The sequence below is a fragment of the Mycobacterium sp. NGS34 genome, from assembly GCF_059812845.1.
On the sequence record NZ_JCALDM010000025.1, the window covers coordinates 1 to 18,572 of the forward strand.

Genomic DNA, 18,572 nt, shown 5'->3' on the forward strand with positions numbered 1-18,572 from the left:
AGCGCGCGAGGGTGTTCACCGCGCGGTCGAACACCCCCGGCAGCAGCGTGCATGCCGGCACGATGGCGCGGCGGGCCGCCCGCGGCGCGCTGCCCAGCACCAGCGCCCGGGTGAGCAGCCGGTAGTTGCGGGTGACCCGGTGCCAGGCGGCCTCGTACGACGACGGCGCGCCGTTGGCGATGGACTCGACCGCCGCGGCCGCCTGCTTGACCGCGAGGCTGATGCCCTCGCCGGTCAGGGCGTCCTCATAGCCGGCCGCGTCGCCGACGAGCAGCACCCGTCCCGCGACGCGGCGGGAGACCACCTGGCGCAGCGGGCCGCAGCCGCGGGCGTGCCCGCGCTCGGCGCCCTCCAGGTGGCGGGCCAGCCACGGGAACCAGCCCAGGTCGGGCCGACCGCCGGACAGGATCGCCACGCCGACCAGGTCGGGCTCCACCGGCGTCACGTAGGCCTCGCCCCAGCGGGACCAGTGCACCTCGACGAACTCCGACCACGCCGGCACCTTGAAGTGCCACCGCACGCCGTGGCGCCGCGGCGTCCCGGCCGTGGCCTTGATCCCGACGGCGCGGCGCACCGGCGAATGCAGCCCGTCGGCGGCCACCAGCCATTTAGCGCGGACCCCCGCGGCCGTCACGCCGTGCGCGTCCTGCCGGAGGTCCGTCACGCGGGCACGAATCCACTCGGTGTCTTCCTCTTTGGCCCGTGCCTCCAGCGCCGCGTGCAGCGTGGTGCGGCGCACGCCCCTGCCCGGGCCGGTGCGAAACCGCGCCTCCGCCCGGCGTTGTTCGTTGACGTAGGCGATCCCGCGGAAGGGCATGCCGGCCGGGTCGACGCCGAGCGACGTCAGCTCGGCCAAACCCCCGGGCATCAGCCCCTCGCCGCATGCCTTGTCGATCGGGCCCTCGCGCGGCTCGGCCACGATCACCGAAAGCCCACGACGTCGAGCGTGTAGCGCCGTGGCGAGGCCCCCCGGGCCGCCGCCGACGACCAGCAGGTCGGCGTCGTAGTCGGTCATGCGTAGCCCTGGGTCGTCGTGTATCCCAACGCCGAGTTCTCCACCCGCAGACGCACCCTCAGCAACGCCGCGTTGGCGAGCGTGAAGGTGATCGCCGTCAGCCACGCGGTGTGCACCAACGGCAGCGCAAACCCCTCGGCCACCACGGCGACGTAGTTGGGGTGGTGGAACCAGCGGTAGGGGCCCCGGACCACCAGCGGCGCCTCCGGCAACACGATCACCCGGGTGTTCCACCGCTTGCCCAGCGTCGTGATGCACCACCACCGCAGCACCTGGCTCAGGGCCGCGACGGCGACCATCGGCCAGCCCAGCCATGGGATGAACGGCCGGTGCAGCGCCCAGGGTTCGATGAGGCAACCGAGCAGCAGCGCGGTGTGGAGCGTCACCATCACCGGATAGTGGTCGTGTCCAAACTCCTTGCCGCCCTGGGCAAAAGCCCATCGCGCGTTCCGTTTCGCCACCACCAGTTCGGCGAGCCGTTCGACGCCCACAGCGAGAATCAGCAAGTAATACACAGCCATACCGCGCCCTACCAGCTCAGCAGGACGAGTTCGGCGGAGAAGCCCGGCCCCATCGCGATCATCAGCCCGATGGAACCTGGCGGCGGTGGGTCGGCCATGGTGGCGTGCAGTATATCAAGGACCGAAACCGACGAGAGGTTTCCGTTGTCGCGCAACGAGTTTCTGGTGCGGTCGAACGCATCCGCGGGTAGGTCCAACGCTTTTCCGACGGCGTCGATCACCTTCGGTCCCGCGGCGTGCAACAGCCAGGTCGAGACGTCGGTGGTGCTCAACCCGTGGTCGGCGAGGAAGTCGCGGATATCGTCGCCCAGGTACTTCTCGACAATGTCCGAGATCTCGACGGACAGGACGATCCGAAACCCGCTGCTGCCGATGTTCCAGCCCAGCACGCCTTCGGTGTCCGGGTAGGTGCGGCTGCGGGTCGCCAGCAGCCTCGGCCCGGCCCCCGATCCGGAAGCCCGGTCGGCGCCCGTGGCGACGACGACGCCCGCGGCGTCACCAAACAGGCTGGAAGCCACCAGGTTTGGGATCGAGTTGTCCTCCCGCTGCACGGTCAGCGAGCACAGTTCGACGGCCAGCAGCACCGCCACCTGATCGGGGTACGCCCGCAGGTAGTCGTACACCCGCGCCAGGCCGGCCGCGCCGGCCACACAGCCCAGGCCGAACAGCGGGACGCGTTTGACGTCCTGGCGCAACCCGACCCGCGAGGCCAGCCGGGCCTCGATGGACGGCACCGCGAGCCCGGTGACCGTCGTGGAAAACACCACGTCGACGTCCGACGGCTCGACGTTCGCCTGGTCGAGCGCCGCGCGCAGCGCCTGTTCGGCCAGGTCAAGAGCGATTTCGATGTAGGCGTCGTTCGCCTCGGTGAAGCTGCTCAGCTCGCCGTAGCGCGAGACCGGCAGCGCGATGTTCCGGAATTCGACCCCGCTGGTGCGGGCGAACTTCTGAAATTCCGGCCCGGCGAACTCGGTCAGCGCCCCGATGGTCTCATCCTGGCTGTACCGGTTGGGCGGGAACTTGACTGAAACTGCTGCGACGGACGGATCAGCGTCGGCAGTGATTGTTCTCGAAGCCGTCCGTGCGGAATTACCCCCGATTATTTCCTCCATGTGGGGAGTTACGTCACCGCCGCTTGGCAGGTTCAATGTGTGGTGCGCCACAGCGCCGGGCCGGCGTCGGGTTATGCGGATTCTGGGCGGGACCGCGGGCTGCGCCGGCATCGACGCGGTTCTGTGAAACGAGGGCCGAGGTTCGGCTCGGGCTCCAAAGAGCGCGGCGCGCAACGGTTCTGCGATGCCGCGCGGCGGAGACGGGTCGCGCTCTTGTCAGTGGAAGAACCGGAGCACGACCCCGGTGCTGAAACCAACGGAACCATTGTTGCGCGAGTTGGGCATTTCCGGGCCTTTTATACCTGAGTTGAATAGAGCGTTATACCCGAGTCGAATAAGGATGCCGGCATTTGGAAATACCGACAGGCAAGCTTTCATTACGAGACCGACCATTCGCAGAACGCGGGATCGCCGCGATTGACCGTCGCGTGCGTGTTCCCGGGCCGGCCCGCATCGTCGGTAGTGTCGGGAGTATGCGGATTCTGGTCACCGGCGCCACCGGTTATGTCGGCTCGCGCCTGGTCACGGCGCTGCTGGCGGGTGGGCATCGGGTCGTGACCGCCACCCGAAACCCGGAGCGTCTCAAGCGTTTAGGTTGGTTCGACGACGTCACGCCGGTCACCCTCGACGCGTCCGATCCAACATCTGTACAGCAAGCGATGGCCGCCGCCGGCCCGATCGACGTGCTGTATTACCTGGTGCACGCCATCGGTCAGCCCGGCTTCCGCGACGCCGACGAGGCCGCGGCCACCAACGTCGCGGCGGCCGCCCGGGACGCGGGTGTGCGGCGCATCGTCTATCTCGGCGGCTTCGTGCCGGCCGACGAAGCGCTGTCGGAGCACCTGACCAGCCGCGCCGAGGTCGCCGAGGCCCTGACGGTCGAGGGCGGCCCTGAATTGGTGTGGCTGGGCGCGGCGATGATCATCGGGGCCGGCTCGACGTCGTTCGAGATGATGCGCTACGTGGGTGACCGATTCCCGCTCATGCCGATACCGAACTGGATGGACAACCCGATCGACCCGATCTCGATCCGCGATGTCCTGCACTATCTCGTCGCCGCGGCGGACCCCGATCGGGTGCCCGCCGGCGCCTACGACATCTCCGGGCCCACCACGACCTCCTATCGCGAGCTGCTCAAGACGTATGCGCGGATCTCCGGCAGATGGCACGCCGCCCTATCGGTCGGCAGGGTCGACACCGGGCTGGCATCGCTGGTCACCGGGGTCGCGCTGCCGGTGCCCCCGGGACTGGCGGCGGACCTGGTCGAGTCGCTGGACCACCCGATGGTCGCATCCGTCAGCGGCCTGCGCGATCGGGTGCCCGACCCGCCGGGGGGATTGCTCGGCGTTGAGGACGCCATCGCCCTGGCCCTGGCGGACCGATCCGATCGCCGACCCAAGCCGGTCAACGCCTTGACCGATCCCCACCAGCTGGCCGACAGCGATCCCGCGTGGGCCGGCGGCGACGCCCTGCGCATCCGCCGGCTCGCCCGCATCGTCACCCCGCGGGTCGCGCGGCCGATGCTGCGGTTGGTCGACAGCGTCCCCGGACCGCTCGCCGGCGCGCTGCGCACCGGCCTCGACATCGTGCTCGCCCTGAACGCCAAGGTGCGCCCGGCATGACCCAGTCGACCACTCCGTATCGCGCCAGCGTCGCATCCGAATTGCGCCGTGCCATCACCAATGTCGCTGTGCCCCATAACGAACCGCCCGGCGTGGTGCGACGCCGGCGCGTCGTCGTCGCCATCACGCTCGCGATCGGCGCGGCGGTGCTCGGGTTCTCGTTGCGCCGCCACCCGGGCGACTCGAGCTTCTACTGGCTGACCCTGGCGCTGGCGGCGGTGTGGCTCACCGGTGGGTTCCTTTCGGGCCCTTTGCATCTGGGAGGCATCTGTTGGCGCGGCCGGAATCAGCGCCCGGTCATCACGGGCACGATCGGCGGCCTGCTGCTCGGCGGCCTGTTTATCGTCGGCGGGCTGATCGCCCGGGAGATAGCGCCCGTGGCGGAGTTGATCACCCGGGTGCTGCTATACGCCCACCACGGGTGGTATCCGGTGATCGTGGTGATCACGCTCGTCAACGGTGTCGCCGAGGAGATCTTTTTCCGCGGCGCGCTCTACACCGCGCTGGGCCGGCGCCGTCCGGTGGTGATCTCGACGCTGCTGTATGTCTGCGCGACCCTGGTCAGCGGGAACCCGATGCTGGGATTCGCCGCGATCATTCTCGGGACGGTGTGCGCGCTGGAGCGGCGGGCCAGCGGCGGGGTGCTTGCGCCGGTGCTCACCCATCTCGTGTGGGGCCTGATCATGGTGCTCGCACTGCCCCCCTTGTTCGGGGTTTGACGGGTCGCACCGCGTCGCGCGCCAGCCCGCGCAGCGTGGCAATCCACAAGGGCCGCAGCATAACCCAGTAGATTCGCCCCGCCAGGCCGTTGGGCACGAAGATCGCCCGCTGCGTATAGGTGCTGCCACCGCCTTCCTGTCGGGTGACCGTGATCTCGAGCCAGCGCCGACCCACGAAGCGCTTCCCGGCCCGCACTCGCAGCCTGTCCGTCGCGCGCTCAGCCACCCTGTAGCCCTTGAGCAGGCGGCGCCGGGCGAGCCCGTGCTCGGCCGCCTTCCAGACGTCGCCGGGTCCCGCGGCGGTGTGGGCCGTCCGCACGTCGGAGTGCATGATCTCGCCGGCCCAGTCCGGGTCGCTGGGCAGCGGCTCGGCGGGGTCCGAGCCCAGGGAGGCCCACGTTGCCTTCGTCAGGCCGCGCGTTGCGCGGTCAAGCGCGAGCTCGACGGCGTGCCGGTAGCCGGTCAGGCCGCCCGGCGGTGGCTCGATGATGCCGTCGATGTCCGAATTGCGCATCACCGCATCGCATTCCAGCGACTCGATCAGCGGGCGCGCCAGCCCGGGCGGGATCGGCGTGACGGCCCCGATCCAGAGGCTGGCGATCGTCGGAGTCAGGAACGGCAACACGATCAGATAGCGCTTCCCCAAGCGCGCAACCTCCGCGTAGACGCGCATCATGTCGCCGTACTCCAGGACGTCGGGCCCGCCGATGTCCCACGTCCGCGACTGCGGCACCGGCGCCGTCGCCGCGGCGACCAGGTAATGGAGCACGTCGCGAACCGCGATGGGCTGAATCCTGTTGTGCACCCACTTCGGCGTGGTCATCACGGGCAACCGGTCGGTGAGGTGCCGGATCAGCTCGAACGATGCGGAACCCGAGCCGACGACCACCCCGGCCTGCAGCACCACCGTCTCGATGCCGGAGTCGATGAGGGCCTCGCCCACGGCCGCGCGCGACTCGAGGTGCTCGGACAGCTTGCGGCCCTCGGGATGGAGCCCGCTGAGATACACCAGCCGCTGCACCCCGGCGCGGCGCGCGGCGGTGACCACGTTGCGCACGGCGCGGTCTTCCTCGGCGGCGAAGTCCTTCGAGGTACCCATCGAGTGGACCAGGTAGTAGACGACGTCCATCCCGTCGAACGCCGCGGTCAGCGAGTCGATGTCGCCGAGGTCCCCGCGCGCCACCTCCGCCCGGTCCCGCCACGGCACGCCGGCCAGCTTGTCCGGGTTGCGGGCCAGCGCGCGAACTTGGTGTCCCTCGTCGAGCAGTCGCGGCACCAGTCGGGCACCGATGTAGCCGGTCGCCCCGGTGACCAGGCAGCGCACCATCGCCTCTCCGTTTCCTCGCATGTCTATTCGGAACCAACGCGAGAGAGGATTGCCCGTTCTGGCCGGAGTAACGCCTGTCAGCGGTCGGTGAAGCTGGCGACGCGGCGCTCCTGGAAAGCCGTTGTGCCCTCCTTGAAGTCGTGCGACACCAGCAGGCGCGACTGCCCTTCGTATTCGCGGTGCAGGGCGGGGTCCAGCTCGGTGAGTGTGGCCGCGTTGATCGCCTGCTTGGTCTTGGCGAACGCCACCGCCGGGCCCGCCGACAGCCTCTCGATCACCTTGTCCGCCTCGGCCTCGAAGTCGTCCGCGGGATAGACCGCGGTGACCAGTCCCCAGGACAGGGCCTCGGCGGCCGGCAATCGTTCGGGCAGCAACGCCATCTGCATCGCCCGGGTCCGGCCGATCGCGGCCGCGATCAACGCCGACGCGCCGCCGTCGGGCATCAACCCGATCTTGGTGAACGCGAGCATGAAAAACGCTTTCTCGGAAGCCAATACGACGTCACACGCCAGCGCGAGGGACACGCCCACGCCGGCCGCCGGACCCTGGACGACGGCGACCACCGGGTGCGGCACCGCGACGATGGCCCGCACCAGCCGGTTGATCTCCAGCACGATTTCGTCCGGCGGGACCCCGCCGCTGCCCGACATGTCGTCGGCGCTGATGCCCGCCCCGGAGCAGAAACCGCGGCCCGTTCCACCGAGGCGCACCACCCTGACCTCGGGGTCGGTGGCCGCCCGTTCCATCGCGTCGGCGATGCCGGTGATCACCGGGATCGTCAGCGAATTCAGGCTGTCGGGGCGGTCGATGGTCACCGACAGCACGCCGTCGGTCAGCGTGACGTCGAGACCCGCGACGGGTGCGAGCGTGGCGATCCCAGAATCCGGCATGGGCCCCAGACTAGGTGACCGGGCTGCGCGGGCATCCGGCGCGGCTGCGAAGATGCGAACAACCGGTTGTTCGACGACGAAAGGTCGGTGTGCCAATGGCGGGACCGCTGCGGGGATTGCGTGTTGTCGAGTTGTCCGGCATCGGGCCCGGCCCGCATGCCGCGATGATCCTGGGGGATCTCGGTGCGGATGTGGTCCGGGTCGACCGGCCGTCGGGGGCGCCCGGCGGAGTCGTAAAGGATTCCATGAGTCGCAACCGGCGCGTCGTCACGGCCGACCTCAAGTCCGAGGAGGGACGCGACCTGGTGCTGCGGCTCGTCGCCAAAGCCGACGTGCTGATCGAGGGCTACCGGCCCGGGGTCACCGAGCGGCTGGGCCTGGGCCCCGAGGACTGCGCCAAGGTCAACGACCGCTTGGTCTACGCCCGCATGACCGGCTGGGGCCAGACCGGCCCGCGCAGCCAGCAGGCGGGCCACGACATCAACTACATCTCGCTGAACGGGATCCTGCACGCCATCGGCCGGGCCAACGAGCGGCCGGTGCCCCCGCTCAACCTGGTCGGCGACTTCGGCGGCGGCTCGATGTTCCTGCTGCTCGGCATCCTGTCCGCGCTGTGGGAGCGGCAGAGCTCCGGCAAGGGACAGGTCGTCGACGCCGCCATGGTCGACGGGTCCAGCGTGCTGATCCAGATGATGTGGCAGATGCGCTCCTCCGGCATGTGGACCGACGTGCGCGGCACCAACATGCTGGACGGCGGCGCTCCCTACTACGACACCTACGAGTGCGCCGACGGCCGTTACGTCGCCGTCGGGGCCATCGAGCCCCAGTTCTACGCGGCGATGCTGGCGGGGCTGGGCCTGGACGCCGCCAACCTGCCGCCGCAGAACGACGCCGCCCGCTGGCCCGAGCTGCGGGCGGTGCTCACCGAGACGTTCGCCAGCCGCGACCGCGACCACTGGGCCAAGGTGTTCGCCGACTCGGACGCCTGCGTGACGCCGGTGCTGGCCTTCGGGGAGGTGCAGACCGAGCCGCACATCACCGAGCGCAACACCTTCTACGAGGTGAACGGGGGCCTGCAGCCGCTGCCGGCGCCGCGGTTCTCCCGCACGTCACCGGACACCCCCCGTCCAGCGGAGACGCCCGACATCGAATCGGTGCTCAAGGACTGGGTATAGTCGCCAACCAACTGGTTGGCTGGACGAGAGTGGAAGGACCCGCATGGAGATCAAGGACGCCGTAGCCGTCGTCACCGGGGGAGCGTCGGGGCTGGGCCTGGCGACCACCAAGCGGCTGCTCGACGCCGGGGCGCAGGTGGTGGTGCTGGACCTCAGGGGCGAGGAGGCGGTCCGCGAGCTGGGGGAGCGCGCCCGATTCGTGGAGGCCGACGTCACCGACGAGGCCGCCGTCGCCAAGGTGCTCGACGTCGCCGAATCGCTTGGGCCGCTGCGCATCAACGTCAACTGTGCCGGCATCGGCAACGCCATCAAGACGCTGTCCAAGGACGGCCCTTTCCCGCTGGCCGGCTTCAAGAAGGTGGTCGAGGTCAACCTGATCGGCACGTTCAACGTGCTGCGGCTGGCCGCCGAGCGCATCGCGAAAACCGAGCCGCTCGGTGAGGAACGCGGGGTCATCATCAACACCGCCTCCGTCGCGGCGTTCGACGGCCAGATCGGCCAGGCCGCCTACTCGGCGTCCAAGGGCGGCGTGGTCGGCATGACGCTGCCGATCGCGCGCGATCTGGCCCGCGAGCTCATCCGCGTGGTGACTATCGCGCCCGGGCTGTTCAAGACCCCGCTGCTGGGTTCGCTGCCCGAGGAGGCGCAGAAGTCGCTGGGCAAGCAGGTGCCGCACCCGGCGCGGCTCGGTGACCCCGACGAGTACGGCGCGCTCGCGGTGCACATCGTCGAGAACCCGATGCTCAATGGGGAAGTGATCCGCCTGGACGGCGCCATCCGCATGGCGCCCCGCTAAGGCGGGGAAACGAAAACCCCCCGCGATGCGCAGGGGGTTTTCGTCTCAAGCAAGACAGTCGCTATCGACGGAACCATCGGGTGATGGCGGGTTCGGCCATCAGCAGCCGTGCTAGCACGCTCATGTCGGTCAGCTTGCCGTAGGCAGCGTGTGCTGGTCTTCGAACTGCTCGGAGGTCTCACCTTCCACCAGCACGTCGCCGTGGTAGAGAGCCTCGAAGTCAGCCTTGATGACGTCGGCACTCGAGTCGTCGATCCACATGACTATGAGCGTATGGGCCGCCTCTAAGGAATCGGTGAGTCACGATTCGGAAAATAATGGCAATTTACCGGCGGGTAGGTTTCCCGCGGGTAGGTGCCGGTCGGAACCGGTTCTGGACGGTTTGAACCATCCGCCCGCGGGGAGCCGTAATTATCGATAGTGTTGTTTGACACCTGTTAGTTATCGCTGATAAGTTACCGCCGGGTTAGTTGCGGTCCAGCGTGACCGGCACGGCGGCGGGAGGACCGGGGACATGCTGCAAGCGATCGCTCGATTGGCCATAGCGGCACCACGACGAATAATCGCGATCGCGATCCTGGTCTTCATCGGAGCGGCCGTCTTCGGCATCCCGGTCGCCAAGAGCCTGTCACCCGGGGGCTTCCAGGACCCCAACTCGGAATCGGCGCACGCCATCCAGATCCTCACCGACAAGTTCGGGCAGAGCGGCCAGCAGATGCTGGTCATGGTGACCTCGCCGGCGGGCGCCCAGAGCGACCAGGCCCGCAAGGTGGGCACCGACCTCGTCCGCGATCTGCAGGGGTCATCGCTGGTCTACAACGTGACCTCGGCCTGGACCGCGCCGCCGCAGGCGGCCGCCGATCTGGTCAGCAAGGACGGCAAGTCGGGGCTGATCGTCATCAACCTCAAGGGCGGCGAGAACTTCGCGCAGAGCAACGCCCAAACCCTGGCGGACCAATTCGTCCACGACCGTGACGGCGTCGCCGTCCGCGCCGGTGGTCCGGCGATGCAGTACGCGCAGATCAACAAGCAGAACCAGGAAGACCTCGTGGTCATGGAGATGATCGCGCTGCCGCTGAGCTTCCTGGTGCTGATCTGGGTGTTCGGCGGGCTGCTGGCGGCGGCGCTGCCGATGGCCCTCGGCGCGCTGGCCGTCGTCGGGTCGATGACGGTGTTGCGGCTCATCACGTTCACCACCGAGGTGTCGATCTTCGCGCTGAACCTCAGCACCGCTCTGGGCCTGGCGCTGGCGATCGACTACACCTTGCTGATCGTCAGCCGATACCGCGACGAGCTGGCCGAGGGCAGCGACCGAAACGAGGCGCTGATCCGGACCATGGCCACGTCGGGCCGCACCGTGCTGTTCTCCGCGGTCACCGTGGCGTTGTCGATGTCGGCGACGGTGGCGTTCCCGATGTACTTCCTCAAGTCGTTCGCCTACGCCGGCGTGGCCACCGTGGCCTTCGTCGCCACCGCGTCCATCGTGGTGACCCCGGCCGCGATCGTGCTGCTGGGGGACCGGCTGGACGCGCTGGACGTGCGCCGCCTGATCCGCCACGCCCTGCGCCGTCCCGGCCCGCTGCACCGGCCGGTCGAGCAGTGGTTCTGGTACCGGTCGAGCAAGTTCGTGATGCGGCGCTGGGCGCCGATCGGCCTGGCCGTCATGGCGTTGCTGCTGTTGCTTGGGCTCCCCTTCTTCTCGGTCAAGTGGGGCTTCCCCGACGACCGGGTGCTGCCGCGTTCGGCGTCGTCGCATCAGGTCGGCGACGAGTTGCGCACCGGGTTTGCGCACGACTCCGCCACCGCGGTGCCCCTCGTCGTCCGTGACGTCCGCGGGCTGAACCCGGGGGACCTGGACAGGTACGCCGCCAACCTGTCGCGGGTTCCCGACGTGTCGGGCGTCTCGGCCCCGGGCGGGACCTTCGTGAACGGAAACCCGGTGGGACCACCGGCCGGTGCCACGGGGTTGGTCGACGGCAGCGCGTTCTTGACCGTCAACAGCACGGCGCCGCTGTTCACCCAGGCCAATGACACTCAGCTCAAGCGGTTGCACGAGGTGCCCGGGCCCGGCGGTCGACCCGTCGAAATGGGCGGCGTCGCGCAAATCAACCGGGACAGCGTCGACGCGGTGACCGACCGGCTTCCGCTGGTGCTGGGACTGATGGCCGCCGTCACGTTCGTGTTGCTGTTCCTGCTCACCGGCAGCGTGGTGCTGCCGCTGAAGGCGTTGGTGTGCAACGTGCTGTCGCTGAGCGCGGCGTTCGGCGCGCTGGTTTGGATTTTCCAGGACGGCCACCTGGGCGCGCTGGGCACCACCCCCAGCGGGACGCTGGTGGCGAACATGCCAGTGTTGTTGTTCTGCATAGCATTTGGTCTGTCGATGGACTACGAGGTGTTCCTGATCTCCCGCATCCGGGAGTACTGGCTGGAGTACCGGCCGGCGAACCCGACCGGAAAAGAGGCGCACGCCGCCAACGACGAGGCGGTGGCGCACGGCGTCGCCCGCACCGGGCGGGTGATCACCGCGGCCGCGCTGGTGATGTCGATGTCGTTCGCCGCGCTGATCGCCGCGCACGTGTCGTTCATGCGGATGTTCGGCCTCGGGCTGGTGCTGGCCGTGTTCGCGGACGCGACCCTGGTGCGGATGGTCCTGGTGCCGGCGTTCATGCACGTGATGGGTCGCTGGAACTGGTGGGCGCCAAGGCCTTTGGTGTGGCTGCACGAGCGGTTCGGCATCAGCGAGGCGCCGTCGGAGATCGCCCTGCACGCCGAGCCGACCGAGGGGCCGGTGCAGCACAACGGGCGCCCCGTCCGGGAGTCGGTGACCCACAGTGGTTGACGTATCGGCCGAAGGTCTGCGTCGTGCCAGGGCCCCGCGCGGCTCCGGCGAGCGCCTGCGCGACGAGATCCTGGACGCGACAACCGAGTTGCTCCTGGAAACGGGGCACGCCCGGTCGGTCTCGATCCGTTCGGTGGCACAACGCGTCGGCGTCACGCCGCCGTCGATCTATCTGCATTTCTCCGACAAAGACGCCCTGCTCGACGCGGTTTGCGCGCGCTACTTCGAGAAGCTGGACCCCGAAATGCGGCGCCTGGCAGCCGAACACGGCTCCCCCGTGGCGGTGCTGCGCGCGCAGGGGCTGGCCTATGTGCGGCTCGCGGTCCAGACCCCGGAGTTGTACCGGATCGCCACGATGGGGGAGTGGCGGTCCGGGAGCAGCGTCGACGCCACGCTGAGCAACTCCGCGTTCAAGCACATCCGCGCCACCGTGCAGCGGCTGATGGATGACGGCACCTACCGCCCGGTCGACCCGACCACCCTCGCGCTGGAATTGTGGACCGCGCTGCACGGCGTCGCGGCCATGTTGATCGCCAAGCCGCACCTGCCGTTCGGCGACGCCGAGGCGTTCGCTGACCGGGTGCTGTCCTCGGTGTTCTGCGGACAATTGGTAATGGGATACTGCGGCCGGGACGCCACCCCCCAGATGTTGGCGTCATGGGTGGCGGCGCACCGGCCGCAGGAGGAGTCGCGGAAATGACGCAGGCAGCCGAGCGCGCGATCGACAACCCGTTCTTTGCGCGCGTTTGGCCCGTCGTCGCCGCCCACGAGGCCGAGGCGGTCCGGGCGCTGCGCCGCGAGAACGTGGCCGGGCTGACGGGCCGGGTGCTCGAAATCGGCGCGGGCGTCGGGACGAACTTCGCCAACTACCCGCCGGGGGTCGAGCAGGTGATCGCCGTCGAGCCAGAGCCGCGGCTGAGGACCCACGCCCGCGTTGCGGCCGAGGCGGCGCCCGTGCCGGTCGTCGTGATCGGCGAGACCGCCGAGGCGTTCAGCGACGGCGAGCTCTTCGATGCCGTGGTGTGCTCGCTGGTGTTGTGCTCGGTGCGCGACGTCCCCGGCGTGCTGGGCCGGATGTATTCGCTGCTGCGGCCGGGTGGGGAGCTGCGGTATCTCGAGCACGTGGCCAGCGCCGGCGGGCGCGGCCGGCTCCAGCGGTTCGCCGACGCGACGCTGTGGCCCAGGCTGTTCGGCAACTGCCACACACATCGCGACACCGAGCGCGCGATCGTCGACGCCGGCTTCGAGGTGGACACCTCGCGGCGGGAGTGGACGCTGCCGGTGTGGGCGCCGTTGCCGGTGTCGGAGCTGGCGCTGGGCCGCGCGCGGCGCCCTTAGTTTTTTGCGCCGAGACTCGGCGCGGCCCTACCTCAGCAGGGCGGGCAGCCGCTGCAGCAGCTCCGGCAACGCCTGGCTCGCGCTCTCGCGGATGCTGATCGTGGCGTTCGGGGTGAGCGGCGTCGGCTCGGGATTGACCTCCACGACGACGCTGCCGCGGGACAGCGCCAGGTCCGGCAGCCCGGCCGCCGGGTAGACGATCGCCGAGGTGCCCACGACGACCATCACGTCGGCGGACTGCGTCGCGTCGACCGCGCGCTGCCACGGCTCGTCGGGCAGCGGCTCGCCGAACCAGACGATGTCCGGCCGGATCAGGCCGCCGCAGTGGCACACCGGAGGCTCGACCTCCACCGCCGGTTCGGCCATTCGGGGCAGCGGACCGGTGTAGTCCATATCGCAACGGTCGCAACGGAATTCGAAAAGGCTGCCGTGCAGGTGGTGGACCGGGGTGCTGCCGGCGCGCTCGTGCAGGTCGTCGACGTTCTGGGTGACGACGGTGACCTCGGCGTGGTCCTGCCAGGCGGCGATGGCGAAGTGCCCGGCGTTGGGTTCGACGTCGGCGACCAGGTAGTGGCGCCACAGATACCAGCCCCACACCCGTTCGGGGTTCTTGCGCCACCCTTGCGTGCTGGACAGCTCGTAGGGATCGAAGCGGGCCCACAATCCGTTCTTGTCGTCCCGGAATGTCGGAACGCCGCTCTCCGCGGAGATCCCCGCGCCGCTGAGCACAGTTACTCGCATCCCACAAAGATAGTCGTGCTTGGGACATACTGAAGAAGTGGAGCTGAGGGATTGGCTGAAGGTCGACGTCAAGGCGGGCAAACCGCTGTTCGACCAGCTCAGAACCCAGGTCATCGACGGGGTCCGGGCGGGTGCGTTGCCCCCGGGTTCCCGGCTCCCGACGGTGCGTGACCTGGCGGGTCAGCTCGGGGTCGCGGCAAACACCGTGGCGCGGGCCTACCGCGAGCTCGAGTCGGCGGCGATCGTCGAAACGCGCGGGCGCTTCGGCACTTTCATCTCCCGCTTCGATCCGACCGACGCCGCGATGGCCGCGGCCGCCAAGGAGTACGTCGAGGTGGCCAAGGCGCTGGGCCTGACCAAGTCCGACGCGATGCGCTACCTGACCAACGTGCCCGACGACTGACGCTGGCGCGCAACGCAATCAGCGCAACACTTTGTCCAGGGTGCGCAGGTTGCGGGTGGTCGTCGAGGACTTGTAGCGGGGCTTGCCCATCGTCTTGCCGATCGTGCTGTCCAGCGTGCTGCCCTTGGCAACCTGCCAGTAGACGACGCCGTCACCGCGGCTGATCTTCTCGTCGGGGCCCGCGCTCAGCTTGGCCAGCTCGTCGAGCACCGCCTTGTCGGCGACGAACGTGACGTAGGACTGGTACCCCTCGACCTCGCGCTCGAACGGGTAGGCGTCGACGACGGCGCGCACCGTATCGATGTCGTACACCAGCACCCAGGCGTCGTAGCCGAACCGCTCGCGCAGCGTGGCCTCAGCCTTCTTGCGCACCGCGGCCGCTTTTGCAGACGACTCCAGCTGCACGTTGCCGCTGGCCAAGATGGTCTTGACATTGGCGAACCCGGCTCCGGTCAACGCGGCGGCGACCTCGGCCATTTTGAGGTTGACGCCGCCGACGTTGACGCCGCGCAGGAAGGCCGCGTATTTGGTCATGCCCCGATTTCACCACGACGTAGGCTCGGTGCATGGGACGCCAAGTCTTCGACGACAAGCTGTTGGCCGTGATCAGCGGAAACTCCCTCGGGGTGCTGGCCACCATCAAGCGCGACGGGCGGCCCCAACTGTCGAACGTGAGCTATCACTTCGACCCGCGCGAGTTGGTGGTGCGCGTGTCGATCACCGAGCCGCGGGCCAAGACGCGCAACCTGCGCCGCGACCCGCGGGCCTCGATCCTCGTCGACGCCGACGACGGATGGTCGTATGCCGTCGCCGAGGGGACAGCCGAGCTGACGCCCCCGGCCGCCGCGCCCGGCGACGACACCGTCGAGGCGCTGATTGCCTTGTATCGCAACATCGCCGGGGAGCACCCGGACTGGGACGACTTCCGGGAGGCCATGGTCACCGACCGGCGGGTGCTGATGACGCTGCGGATCTCGCACGTCTACGGCATGCCGCCGGGTAAGCGGTAAAACCAGGAGCCACACGCGCCCGACCAGGCTAGGCTGCCGGTATGGCCGAATCGAACTCCGAACACGAGGACGACACGAAGCGCAAGTTCCGCGAAGCCCTCGACCGCAAGAAGGCCAAGTCGGCGGGCGCATCCGATCACAAAGACGGCGGCGACAAGCACTCGCGGGCACACGGTCCGGTGGAGAGCCGCCGCGAATTCCGCCGCAAGAGCGGTTAATTCGGGTGGGCCCTGTCCACCAGCCGCGGGGTCAAGCCGAATTTGTCGACAAGTAACAACCAGTCGCCGGCGGCGACGGAGTAGTCGGCCGGCCGGTTCACCCGATACGGGACCGCGCCGTGCCAGGCGAACCGCGATGAGAAGTCCAGGACGCCGCGGTACTCCTGACATCCGATAGGCATGGGCTCGACGCCGGGAACGCACAGCACGAGAACGGGCGACGGCTTGGGTTGCTTGTAGGACGGGCCGTTTCGCCACCGCCGGCATTTGTAGGTTTCCGGTGTCGCGGTCACCTGCGCAACGGGAGCCGTCGCGATGACCGCCCCGTTGCTCGCGTCGACCACGCGGATCGAATCCGCGCCCAGCTCCAGGGCCACCAGTGGCCGCGAGGACGCCGCGAAGAGTCGGTTCTTGCCCACGACGGACCACATCGACATCTGTTGCGCCAATTCCATGTTCGGATACAGCAGGCAGCGAGCCAGTTCCGCCGGCCCGGGTTGGTGCGCAGCCAATCGACTTCGACGGCCGACCATGGCGAGCAGCTCGTCGAAATCCGACGGCCACAACCAGGCGTCGACGTAGCCCTGGGGCGGCTCGTCGAGGCGCGTTCCGGCGGCCACCCGATGATCCCGTCCGCCGAGGACAAAGTGATGGCTACCGGACCGCAGGTGCAGCGCGCTACCCATCACCTTGGTCGCGCTGCCGTAGGCCCAGAGGCCCAGCGTCGCATCGCTGAACGAGAACACCACCGCGTGCCCCTTGTTGACCGTCAGCCCGTCGGCCGCGACCGTAATCGGAATCTCCCCGGTGGCGCGCCACCCGACATATGCGAGCGCGCCCACGACGAGGACGACCCCGATCACGACGGCGCCGGTGCTGTGTTCCCAGCCCGCCGGGGCGTGCTCCGCCAGGTAGAAGCCGCCGTAGACCGCCCCCAACGCAATCCCCATGACGATGAAGTAGATCCAGTTGGGGCGCGCCTCGTCGGTGATCATTTTCGACATCGCTTTGGACATCGGGAACGGGAGCTTGGCCACGAACTGCCGCCCAGCGGCCGACTCGTCCCGCACGCTCATCCCGAAAGGATGCCATCGGTTCAGTCGACTGTGAATAGTCCGATCGACGGGTCGGCCTGGCCGGGCTGGCCGCGCACGCTGCCGCGGGTGCTCGGGTGTCCGAAGTCCAGCTCCGACGGGTCCTTCCGGTAGGCCCAGTCCGCCACGATGGTGCGGTGGCTGAACTTCCAGGCGCCGTCGTGCTTGAGGTACCGGTCCAGATACCGGCCGCCGATGATGACGTCGACGTCGTGCTCGGGACCGGCGAAGGTGTGAAACACCAGGCAGTAGATCTCACCGCGGGCGGTGTCGCCTTCGATCACGAAATTCGTTGTGGTGACGTTGTGTTGGGAGACGCGCACGTACGGTTCGGCGGCCCGTAGTTGTTCGATGAACTGCTCGACGCCGCCCGTCGAGAACGAGCCGTGCAAGTCGGTCGCGTCGGGGTGGTACAGGTTGCGCAGCGCCGCGTAGTCGGCGCGGTCCACGGCCCGGCAGTAGGCGGTGACGAGCTGATGCAGTTCGTCCCGGGCCAGCATCAGTTCCAACTTGGCCTCATCCACCACCACGCCACGATAGCCCGGGCGCTAAAGTCGGCGTATGTCGAAGCTCTGCCTGGCGCAGGAGCCCGCGGCCGATGCGCTGCTGGAAGATGACCCGTTCGCGTTGCTGGTCGGCATGCTCCTGGACCAACAGGTGCCGTTCGAGACGGCGTTCGCCGGCCCGAAGAAGATCGCGGATCGGATGGGCGGCCTGGACGCGGCCAAAATCGCCGACTACGACCCGGACAAGTTCGCCGCCTTGTGCTCGGAAAGGCCTGCGGTGCACCGCTTCCCGGGATCGATGGCCAAGCGCATCCAGGCCCTGGCGCAGATCATCGTGGACCGTTACGACGGCGACGCGGCCGGGTTGTGGAAGGCCGGCAAGCCCGACGGGGCTGAGCTGCTGCGCCGGCTCAAGGGGCTGCCCGGCTTCGGCGAGCAGAAGGCAAAGATCTTCCTGGCGCTGCTCGGCAAGCAGTACGGCGTGACGCCGACGGGCTGGCGGGAGGCGGCCGGCGACTTCGGCAAGGCCGGCGCGCACCTGTCGGTCGCCGACATCGTCGACGCGCAGTCCCTCGGGAAGGTGCGATCGTATAAAAAACAGATGAAGGCAGCAGCGAAGGGAAAGGCGGCAACGTGAAGACACACATAACGTGTCCGTGCGGGGAAGCCATCACCGGCAAGGACGAGGACGAGCTGGTCGAGCTCACCCAGGCGCACCTCGCCAGCGCCCATCCGGGCCTGGAGTACGACCGCGACGCCATCCTCTTCATGGCCTATTAGCTAGCCGCCGTCGGTGGCTGCAAGCTGACGCAGGGCGCGCAGGAACGCGCGGCGATCGTCGGCCGACAGCCGCCCCAGCCAGCGCTCCTCGCCGCGCTGGATGTCTTCCTGCGCACCATCTTTCGCGGCCCGGCCCGCATCGGTGAGCGCCAGCAGCCGCACGCGCCGGTCGTCGGGGTCGGGCCGGCGTTCGATGTAGCCGCGCTCCTGCAAGTCGTCGAGGGTGGGGATGATGCGCGTCTTGTCGGCGCCGATGGCCTCCGCGAGCGCGGCCTGGCTGCGTACCGGCGAGCGATCCAGCGCGCTCAGCACGACATAGCCCCACATCGACAAGCCACGCGCCTCCAGCACGGGGACCTCGGCCGCCATCATCTCGCGAACCAGCGGCGCCATCATCGCCGCGAGATCGGGACGCGTCGATGCCATGCGGGAAGCGTAGCCGTTGACAGATTATATGCGCCTGCAT

General features: G+C 68.9%; 23 protein-coding genes. 12 read left to right on the forward strand and 11 right to left on the reverse strand.

All coding sequences use genetic code 11. From position 1 onward, the window contains the following. The 3 genes from AC5Y7V_RS29955 to AC5Y7V_RS29965 all read right to left on the reverse strand — a co-directional run. Positions 1-1,015 (reverse strand): NAD(P)/FAD-dependent oxidoreductase (locus tag AC5Y7V_RS29955; RefSeq protein ID WP_499883632.1); only part of this gene is annotated, 1,015 nt, incomplete at its 3' end. Then, positions 1,012-1,530: an isoprenylcysteine carboxyl methyltransferase family protein gene (locus AC5Y7V_RS29960; protein WP_499883660.1), complete on the reverse strand. Its 519-nt coding sequence runs from the start codon at positions 1,528-1,530 to the stop codon at positions 1,012-1,014. The genes AC5Y7V_RS29955 and AC5Y7V_RS29960, both read right to left, overlap by 4 nt. Before the next feature lie 14 nt (positions 1,531-1,544). Continuing rightward, positions 1,545-2,648 carry a type III polyketide synthase gene (locus AC5Y7V_RS29965; RefSeq protein WP_499883633.1) on the reverse strand — a complete coding sequence of 368 codons (1,104 nt, stop codon included), beginning with the start codon at positions 2,646-2,648 and terminating at the stop codon, positions 1,545-1,547. Between the two features lie 473 nt (positions 2,649-3,121). On the opposite strand from AC5Y7V_RS29965, the gene AC5Y7V_RS29970 reads away from it, so the two are divergent. Both AC5Y7V_RS29970 and AC5Y7V_RS29975 read left to right on the forward strand, forming a co-directional pair. Continuing rightward, complete coding sequence (locus AC5Y7V_RS29970; RefSeq protein ID WP_499883634.1) at positions 3,122-4,270, forward strand: NAD(P)H-binding protein; 1,149 nt, start codon at positions 3,122-3,124, stop codon at positions 4,268-4,270. Beyond that, positions 4,267-4,989, forward strand: a complete 723-nt coding sequence (locus tag AC5Y7V_RS29975; RefSeq protein ID WP_499883635.1) for a CPBP family intramembrane glutamic endopeptidase — start codon at positions 4,267-4,269, stop codon at positions 4,987-4,989. The genes AC5Y7V_RS29970 and AC5Y7V_RS29975 overlap by 4 nt, the downstream gene beginning before the upstream one ends. On the opposite strand, the gene AC5Y7V_RS29980 is transcribed toward AC5Y7V_RS29975, so the two are convergent. Then, positions 4,952-6,337, reverse strand: coding sequence for a DUF2867 domain-containing protein (locus AC5Y7V_RS29980; RefSeq protein ID WP_499883636.1), 1,386 nt, complete (start codon positions 6,335-6,337; stop codon positions 4,952-4,954). The two genes, AC5Y7V_RS29975 and AC5Y7V_RS29980, sit on opposite strands and share 38 nt — an antisense overlap. Positions 6,338-6,393: 56 nt before the next feature. Further along, positions 6,394-7,206, reverse strand: a complete 813-nt coding sequence (locus AC5Y7V_RS29985; RefSeq protein WP_499883637.1) for an enoyl-CoA hydratase — start codon at positions 7,204-7,206, stop codon at positions 6,394-6,396. A gap of 95 nt (positions 7,207-7,301) precedes the next feature. Here AC5Y7V_RS29985 and AC5Y7V_RS29990 point away from each other — a divergent pair, with 95 nt between their 5' ends. Further along, entirely contained in the window at positions 7,302-8,381 is a 1,080-nt protein-coding gene (locus AC5Y7V_RS29990) for a CaiB/BaiF CoA transferase family protein (protein ID WP_499883638.1), read from the forward strand. Between the two features lie 43 nt (positions 8,382-8,424). Then, entirely contained in the window at positions 8,425-9,177 is a 753-nt protein-coding gene (locus AC5Y7V_RS29995) for a 3-hydroxyacyl-CoA dehydrogenase (protein ID WP_499883639.1), read from the forward strand. Between the two features lie 129 nt (positions 9,178-9,306). Here AC5Y7V_RS29995 and AC5Y7V_RS30000 read toward each other — a convergent pair whose 3' ends face one another. Beyond that, complete coding sequence (locus AC5Y7V_RS30000; protein ID WP_142282293.1) at positions 9,307-9,438, reverse strand: hypothetical protein; 132 nt, start codon at positions 9,436-9,438, stop codon at positions 9,307-9,309. Between the two features lie 253 nt (positions 9,439-9,691). On the opposite strand from AC5Y7V_RS30000, the gene AC5Y7V_RS30005 reads away from it, so the two are divergent. The 3 genes from AC5Y7V_RS30005 to AC5Y7V_RS30015 are packed head-to-tail and all read left to right on the forward strand — an operon-like array spanning position 9,692 to position 13,354. Beyond that, positions 9,692-12,016: an MMPL family transporter gene (locus AC5Y7V_RS30005; RefSeq protein WP_499883640.1), complete on the forward strand. Its 2,325-nt coding sequence runs from the start codon at positions 9,692-9,694 to the stop codon at positions 12,014-12,016. Then, positions 12,009-12,716, forward strand: coding sequence for a TetR/AcrR family transcriptional regulator (locus tag AC5Y7V_RS30010; RefSeq protein ID WP_499883641.1), 708 nt, complete (start codon positions 12,009-12,011; stop codon positions 12,714-12,716). The genes AC5Y7V_RS30005 and AC5Y7V_RS30010 overlap by 8 nt, the downstream gene beginning before the upstream one ends. After that, positions 12,713-13,354, forward strand: coding sequence for a class I SAM-dependent methyltransferase (locus AC5Y7V_RS30015; RefSeq protein ID WP_499883642.1), 642 nt, complete (start codon positions 12,713-12,715; stop codon positions 13,352-13,354). Before AC5Y7V_RS30010 ends, AC5Y7V_RS30015 begins: the two co-directional genes overlap by 4 nt. A 27-nt stretch (positions 13,355-13,381) precedes the next feature. Here AC5Y7V_RS30015 and AC5Y7V_RS30020 read toward each other — a convergent pair whose 3' ends face one another. Next, positions 13,382-14,095, reverse strand: coding sequence for an NAD-dependent deacylase (locus tag AC5Y7V_RS30020; RefSeq protein WP_499883643.1), 714 nt, complete (start codon positions 14,093-14,095; stop codon positions 13,382-13,384). 37 nt (positions 14,096-14,132) lie between these two features. Here AC5Y7V_RS30020 and AC5Y7V_RS30025 point away from each other — a divergent pair, with 37 nt between their 5' ends. Next, the gene (locus AC5Y7V_RS30025; RefSeq protein ID WP_067012596.1) at positions 14,133-14,498 is read left to right on the forward strand and encodes an Rv1152 family transcriptional regulator; all 366 of its coding nucleotides are present in this window, start codon (positions 14,133-14,135) and stop codon (positions 14,496-14,498) included. 18 nt (positions 14,499-14,516) lie between these two features. On the opposite strand, the gene AC5Y7V_RS30030 is transcribed toward AC5Y7V_RS30025, so the two are convergent. Continuing rightward, positions 14,517-15,032 carry a DUF1697 domain-containing protein gene (locus AC5Y7V_RS30030; protein WP_499883644.1) on the reverse strand — a complete coding sequence of 172 codons (516 nt, stop codon included), beginning with the start codon at positions 15,030-15,032 and terminating at the stop codon, positions 14,517-14,519. 32 nt (positions 15,033-15,064) lie between these two features. Between AC5Y7V_RS30030 and AC5Y7V_RS30035 the strand changes: the two genes are divergently transcribed. Next, positions 15,065-15,508 carry a PPOX class F420-dependent oxidoreductase gene (locus AC5Y7V_RS30035; RefSeq protein ID WP_499883645.1) on the forward strand — a complete coding sequence of 148 codons (444 nt, stop codon included), beginning with the start codon at positions 15,065-15,067 and terminating at the stop codon, positions 15,506-15,508. Positions 15,509-15,549: 41 nt separating this feature from the next. Continuing rightward, complete coding sequence (locus tag AC5Y7V_RS30040; protein WP_499883646.1) at positions 15,550-15,726, forward strand: DUF5302 domain-containing protein; 177 nt, start codon at positions 15,550-15,552, stop codon at positions 15,724-15,726. Here the strand turns inward: AC5Y7V_RS30040 and AC5Y7V_RS30045 are convergent. Together AC5Y7V_RS30045 and AC5Y7V_RS30050 are read right to left on the reverse strand one after the other, a co-directional pair. After that, positions 15,723-16,802, reverse strand: coding sequence for a hypothetical protein (locus AC5Y7V_RS30045; protein ID WP_499883647.1), 1,080 nt, complete (start codon positions 16,800-16,802; stop codon positions 15,723-15,725). The two genes, AC5Y7V_RS30040 and AC5Y7V_RS30045, sit on opposite strands and share 4 nt — an antisense overlap. A 20-nt stretch (positions 16,803-16,822) precedes the next feature. Beyond that, the gene (locus AC5Y7V_RS30050; RefSeq protein WP_499883648.1) at positions 16,823-17,350 is read right to left on the reverse strand and encodes a nuclear transport factor 2 family protein; all 528 of its coding nucleotides are present in this window, start codon (positions 17,348-17,350) and stop codon (positions 16,823-16,825) included. A gap of 31 nt (positions 17,351-17,381) precedes the next feature. Between AC5Y7V_RS30050 and AC5Y7V_RS30055 the strand changes: the two genes are divergently transcribed. Together AC5Y7V_RS30055 and AC5Y7V_RS30060 are read left to right on the forward strand one after the other, a co-directional pair. Then, positions 17,382-17,963: an HhH-GPD-type base excision DNA repair protein gene (locus tag AC5Y7V_RS30055; protein ID WP_499883649.1), complete on the forward strand. Its 582-nt coding sequence runs from the start codon at positions 17,382-17,384 to the stop codon at positions 17,961-17,963. After that, a complete protein-coding gene (locus AC5Y7V_RS30060; RefSeq protein ID WP_068103058.1) occupies positions 17,960-18,106 on the forward strand; it encodes a DUF1059 domain-containing protein in 147 nt (48 codons plus the stop codon). Before AC5Y7V_RS30055 ends, AC5Y7V_RS30060 begins: the two co-directional genes overlap by 4 nt. Here the strand turns inward: AC5Y7V_RS30060 and AC5Y7V_RS30065 are convergent, their stop codons facing one another. Beyond that, the gene (locus AC5Y7V_RS30065; protein ID WP_499883650.1) at positions 18,107-18,532 is read right to left on the reverse strand and encodes a MarR family winged helix-turn-helix transcriptional regulator; all 426 of its coding nucleotides are present in this window, start codon (positions 18,530-18,532) and stop codon (positions 18,107-18,109) included. Positions 18,533-18,572: the final 40 nt, after the last annotated feature.